The following is a 7,000-nucleotide window of genomic DNA, read 5'->3' on the forward strand; positions in this document are numbered from 1 at the left end:
GGCTCGACCGTCAGCGTAAGCATCGAAAGCGCCACCGGCGGCAACTTCGAACAACTGACGCCGAATCCGACCCCGGCCCAGACCACCATCAACGACTCGGTCGACACCACCACCGCGACCCTGACTGCTTCGCCAAGCGTGACCGAAGGCGGTGTGATCACCTACACCGTGACCCTGAGCAACCCGGCCCAGACCCCGGTGACCGTGACCTTGTCCAACGGCCAGACCATCACTGTTGAGGCGGGCAAGACCCAGGGCAGCGTTGACTTCGAGACCCCGGCCAACGATGTCTACAACAACGGCTCGACCGTTAGCGTCACCATCGAAAGCGCCACGGGTGGCAACTTCGAGCAACTGACGCCGAACCCGACCCCGGCTCAGACCACCATCAACGACTCGGTCGATGTCACTACCGCCACCCTGACCGCTTCGCCAAGCGTGACCGAAGGCGGTGTGATCACCTACACGGTGACCCTGAGCAATCCGGCTCAGTCGCCGGTGACTGTCACCCTGTCCAATGGCCAGACCATCACCGTTGAAGCCGGCAAGACCCAGGGCAGCGTCGACTTCGAGACCCCGGCCAACGACGTCTATAACAACGGCTCAACCGTTAGCGTGACCATCGAAAGCGCCACGGGTGGCAACTTCGAGCAGCTGACGCCGAACCCGACCCCGGCTCAGACCACCATCAATGACTCGGTGGATAACACCACGGCGACCCTGACGGCCACGCCGTCGGTGACCGAAGGTGGCGTGATCACCTACACCGTGACCCTGAGCAACCCGGCGCAGTCGCCGGTGACTGTGACCCTGTCCAACGGCCAGACCATCACCGTCGAAGCCGGCAAGACCCAGGGCAGTGTCGACTTTGAGACGCCGGCCAACGACGTCTACAACAACGGCTCAACCGTCAGCACCACGATTACCGGTGCGACCGGTGGCAACTTTGAACAGCTGACGCCGAACCCGACCCCGGCTCAGACCGCGATCAACGACTCGGTCGATGTCACCACCGCCACCCTGACCGCTTCGCCAAGCGTGACCGAAGGCGGCGTGATCACCTACACGGTGACCCTGAGCAATCCGGCTCAGTCGCCGGTGACTGTCACCCTGTCCAATGGCCAGACCATCACTGTTGAGGCGGGCAAGACCCAGGGCAGTGTTGATTTCGAGACGCCGGCCAACGACGCGTACCCNGTCTACAACAATGGCTCGACCGTCAGCGTAAGCATCGAAAGCGCCACCGGCGGCAACTTCGAACAACTGACGCCGAACCCGACCCCGGCCTCGACTGTCATCAATGACAGCATCGATACTGTAACCGTAAGCATTGTCAGCAATGGCAACGTGACCGAAGACCAGCAGCCCTCCTTCACTGTGAAGGTAAGCCAGGCACTTGATCGTCCGCTGACTGTTACCCTGTCGAATGGCGATACCGTGACCATCGAGGCCGGCAAGATTGAAGTCGAGTACAAAACCTCGGCCCAGGGTGATGACGTCATCACGGACGCCAGCTCCGTCACCCTCAGCGTCACTGACGCCACCGTCTCGGGTGCCACCTTCGAGAAGCTGGCCCTTGGTGGCCCGGCGACCGTTGAAGTCTCGGACACCATCAGTGAAGTCGTCGCCACATTGACCGTCGACAAGGCTTCCGTGACTGAAGGTGGCCAGGTGACCTACACCGTCATCCTGACCAACGCACAGGGTCTGCCTGTTACCCAGCACGACGCGCTGACCTTCACCCTGAGCGATGGCACGAAAGTCACCATCCCGGCCAACAACGCGTCGGGCACCGCGACCATCACCGTCAACGACGACGTTTATGTCGGCGGTCAGGCGGCTATCGCGAACAAACTGGAGTCAGTATCGGGGGCGGGCAACTTCGAGAAGCTGACGCTTGGCGGTGATACCGTCACCACCTCTGTAACTGACGAGCCAGGCTCCGGTACTCCGGGCGCTGGCAATCAGGGTGATCTGGTACAGGTTAGCATCACCGCCGATCAGAACTCGGTGGCTGAAAACCTCAAACCGACCTTCACCGTGCGCATCAACGCGCCACTGGAACACGACCTGGTCGTGACCCTGAGCAACAATGCCCAGGTCACCATCAAGGCTGGCGATACCAGCGCGCCGTATACTCACGACGCACAGGGCGATGACGTCTATAACGACGCCGGCCAGATCAGTCTGGGCATCGAGTCGGCGGCAGATGTCGACGGGCGAGTTTTCGAGAACCTGCAGCTGGGCGGTCCCGTTTCAGTCGAGGTGACCGACACCATCAGCGAAGTGGTGGCCAAGCTGACGGCCACCGAGTCCGTCACCGAAGGTGGCGAGATCACCTACACCGTCACACTGACCAGCAAAGACGGCCTGCCGCTCAACAGCCACTCGACGCTGTACTTCACTCTCAGTGATGGCAAGACCGTTGTTGTGGTACCGGCCAACAGCACCACCGGTTCGATCACCGTGACCGCGCCGGACAACGTCTACGTCGGCGCCAATGCGCCAGTGGTCAACGCGATCGACTCGGTCAGCGGTGCAGACGCGTGGAAGTTCGAAAAACTGACCTTGGACAAGACCGCGGTCAGCACCACGGTGACTGACGAGCCTGGAACCCCAGGCCCTGATGGCGATATCGTCAAGGTCACCATCGAGGCCAACCAGGAGTCGGTCTTCGAGAACCAGAGCCCGACCTTCACCGTGAAGATCAACACCGTGCTGGCGCACGACCTGGTCGTGACCCTGAGCAACAATGCCCAGGTCACTATCAAGGCGGGCGAAACCAGCGTGCAATACACCCACGCCGAGCAGGGTGACGACGTTTATCAGGATGCCGGCGAAATCAGTGTGGGCCTCAAGTCGGCAGCCGATACCGCGGGCAGTAGCTTCGAAAACCTGCAACTGGGCGGCGATGCGTCGGTGAAAGTGACCGACACCATCAACGAAGTGGTGGCCAAGCTGACAGCCACCGAGTCCGTCACTGAAGGTGGTGAGATTACCTACACCGTAACGCTGACCAGTAAAGACGGCCTGCCGATCGATAGCCATTCGACGCTGTACTTTACCCTCAGCGATGGCAAGACCGTTGTTGTGGTGCCGGCCAACAGCACCACCGGTTCGATCACTGTGGCCGCGCCGAATGATGTCTATGTAGGCGCTCCGCCTGTCGTCAATGCGATCGACTCGGTCAGCGGTACAGACGCGTGGAAGTTTGAAAAGCTGACCTTGGACAAGACAGAGATCAGCACAACCGTCACAGACGGACCAGGCTCTGAGGACACTACCTGCCTGACCTTGTCTGCTACGCCAACAGTGGCCGAAGGCGGCAAGATCACCTACACCGCCACCTTGACCAACAAGGCCGGTACCGACCTGGTGATCAAGCTGAGCAACGGCGAGACCATCACCATCGCAGCCGGCTCGAAAGAAGCCTCGATCACCCTCGACGCCCCGAGCGACGACGTGTACGTCGATGCTGAAGACCTGAGCGTGACCATCACCGGTACCACCGGTGGCGACTTCGAGAAACTGGACGTCAGCAGCACGGCGGCTGTGACCAAGGTCACTGACACCATCGACACCACCACCGTCACCCTGACGGCAACCTCGACGGTTACTGAAGGTGGCGTGGTCACTTACACCGCGTCGGTCAATCACCAGGTCACCGGTTCCGACCTGGTGGTGAAACTGGCCAACGGCCAGACCATCACCATTCCAGTGGGTGAGTCGTCGGCGTCGGTACCGTTCACCGCGCCGAACAACGTCCACAACACCAACCTGGACCTGACCAACAAGATCACCGATATCTCGGGCGGTAATTACGAGAAGACCGTGGCGGTAGGCGAGCCAGTGACGACTGTCACTGACAACCCGGCCACACCTGACGTAACGAACCTGAGCCTCAGTGCAACCAGCACTGTCGCTGAAGGTGGCAAGATCACCTACACCGCTACCTTGACCAACAAGGCGGGTACCGACCTGGTGATCAAACTGAGCAACGGTGAAAGCATCACCATTGCCGCTGGCCAGAAGGAAGCGTCGATCACCATCGATGCGCCGAGCGACGACGTGTACGTCGATGCTGAAGACCTCAGCGTGACCATCACCGGTACCACCGGTGGTGATTTCGAGAAGCTGGACGTCAGCAGCACCGCGGCCGTGACCAAGGTTACCGATACCATCGACACCACTACGGTCACCCTGACGGCAACCTCGACGGTTACTGAAGGTGGCGTGGTGACTTACACCGCCTCGGTCAACCACCAGGTCACGGGTTCGGACCTGGTGATCAAGCTGGCTAACGGCCAGACCATCACCATTCCAGTGGGTGAGTCGTCGGCGTCGGTACCGTTCACCGCGCCGAACAACGTCCACAACACCAACCTGGACCTGACCAACAAGATCACCGATATCTCGGGCGGTAACTACGAGAAGACCGTGGCGGTAGGCGAGCCAGTGACAACCGTCACCGACAACCCGGCTACCCCGGACGCTACTGCGCTCACCCTGACCGCGACGGACACCGTGGCCGAAGGCGGCAAGATCACCTACACCGCCACCTTGACCAACAAGGCCGGTACCGACCTGGTGATCAAGCTGAGCAACGGTGAAAGCATCACCATCGCCGCCGGCTCGAAAGAAGCCTCGATCACCATCGATGCGCCGAGCGACGACGTGTACGTCGATGCTGAAGACCTCAGCGTGACCATCACCGGTACCACCGGCGGTGACTTCGAGAAACTGGATGTCAGCAGCACCGCTGCCGTGACCAAGGTTACCGATACCATCGACACCACTACGGTCACCCTGACCGCTACGCAAAGCGTGGTCGAGGGCGGTGTGGTGACTTACACCGCATCGGTCAATCACCAGGTCACCGGTTCCGACCTGGTGGTGAAACTGGCCAACGGCCAGACCATCACCATTCCGGTAGGCGAGTCGTCGGCATCGGTACCGTTTACCGCGCCGAACAACGTCCACAACACCAACCTGGACCTGACCAACAAGATCACCGATAACACCGTCTNCAGGTCACCGGTTCCGACCTGGTGGTGAAACTGGCCAACGGCCAGACCATCACCATTCCGGTAGGCGAGTCGTCGGCATCGGTACCGTTTACCGCGCCGAACAACGTCCACAACACCAACCTGGACCTGACCAACAAGATCACCGATATCTCGGGCGGTAACTACGAGAAGACCGTGGCGGTGGGCGAGCCGGTGACAACCGTCACTGACAACCCGGCTACCCCGGACGCCACTGCGCTCACCCTGACCGCGACGGACACCGTGGCCGAAGGCGGCAAGATCACCTACACCGCCACCTTGACCAACAAGGCCGGTACCGACCTGGTGATCAAGCTGAGCAACGGTGAAAGCATCACCATCGCCGCCGGCTCGAAAGAAGCCTCGATCACCATCGATGCGCCGAGCGACGACGTGTATGTCGATGCTGAAGACCTCAGCGTGACCATCACCGGTACCACCGGCGGTGACTTCGAGAAACTGGATGTCAGCAGCACCGCTGCCGTGACCAAGGTTACCGATACCATCGACACCACTACGGTCACCCTGACCGCTACGCAAAGCGTGGTCGAGGGTGGAGTGGTGACTTACACCGCGTCGGTCAATCACCAGGTCACCGGTTCCGACCTGGTGGTGAAACTGGCCAACGGCCAGACCATCACCATTCCAGTGGGTGAGTCGTCGGCGTCGGTGCCGTTCACCGCGCCGAACAACGTCCACAACACCAACCTGGACCTGACCAACAAGATCACCGATATCTCGGGCGGTAACTACGAGAAGACCGTGGCGGTAGGCGAGCCAGTGACAACCGTCACCGACAACCCGGCTACCCCGGACGCTACTGCGCTCACCCTGACCGCGACGGACACCGTGGCCGAAGGCGGCAAGATCACCTACACCGCCACCTTGACCAACAAGGCCGGTACCGACCTGGTGATCAAGCTGAGCAACGGTGAAAGCATCACCATCGCCGCCGGCTCGAAAGAAGCTTCGATCACCATCGATGCGCCGAGCGACGATGTGTATGTCGATGCTGAAGACCTCAGCGTGACCATCACCGGTACTACCGGTGGTGACTTCGAGAAACTGGATGTCAGCAGCACCGCTGCCGTGACCAAGGTTACCGATACCATCGACACCACTACGGTCACCCTGACGGCAACCTCGACGGTTACTGAAGGTGGCGTGGTGACTTACACCGCCTCGGTCAACCACCAGGTCACGGGTTCGGACCTGGTGATCAAGCTGGCTAACGGCCAGACCATCACCATTCCAGTGGGCGAGTCGTCGGCATCGGTACCGTTCATTGCACCGAACAACGTCCATAACACCAACCTGGACCTGAGCAACAAGATCACCGACATCTCGGGCGGCAATTACGAGAAGACCGTGGCGGTGGGCGAGCCGGTGACAACCGTCACTGACAACCCGGCTACCCCGGACGCCACTGCGCTCACCCTGACCGCCACGGACACCGTGGCCGAAGGCGGCAAGATCACCTACACCGCCACCTTGACCAACAAGGCCGGTACCGACCTGGTGATCAAGCTGAGCAACGGTGAAAGCATCACCATCGCCGCCGGCTCGAAAGAAGCTTCGATCACCATCGATGCGCCGAGCGACGATGTGTATGTCGATGCTGAAGACCTCAGCGTGACCATCACCGGTACCACCGGCGGTGACTTCGAGAAGCTGGATGTCAGCAGCACCGCGGCCGTGACCAAGGTTACCGATACCATCGACACCACTACGGTCACCCTGACCGCTACGCAAAGCGTGGTCGAGGGTGGAGTGGTGACTTACACCGCGTCGGTCAATCACCAGGTCACCGGTTCCGACCTGGTGGTGAAACTGGCCAACGGCCAGACCATCACCATTCCAGTGGGTGAGTCGTCGGCATCGGTACCGTTCACCGCGCCGAACAACGTCCACAACACCAACCTGGACCTGACCAACAAGATCACCGATATCTCGGG

The 7,000-nt window shown here is 60.6% G+C and carries 1 protein-coding gene and 1 pseudogene; both read left to right on the forward strand.

Features of this window, described 5'->3' with window-relative positions:
* Nucleotides 1–5,013 (forward strand): annotated as a pseudogene (locus FQ664_RS28080) (immunoglobulin-like domain-containing protein); the annotation flags it as partial.
* Between the two features lie 38 nt (nt 5,014–5,051).
* On the forward strand, nt 5,052–7,000 hold a 1,949-nt coding region (locus FQ664_RS01195; protein WP_368667946.1), incomplete at its 3' end, for an immunoglobulin-like domain-containing protein.

This window comes from Pseudomonas persica, from assembly GCF_900291015.1.
In the GTDB taxonomy this organism is placed as follows: Bacteria; Pseudomonadota; Gammaproteobacteria; order Pseudomonadales; family Pseudomonadaceae; genus Aquipseudomonas.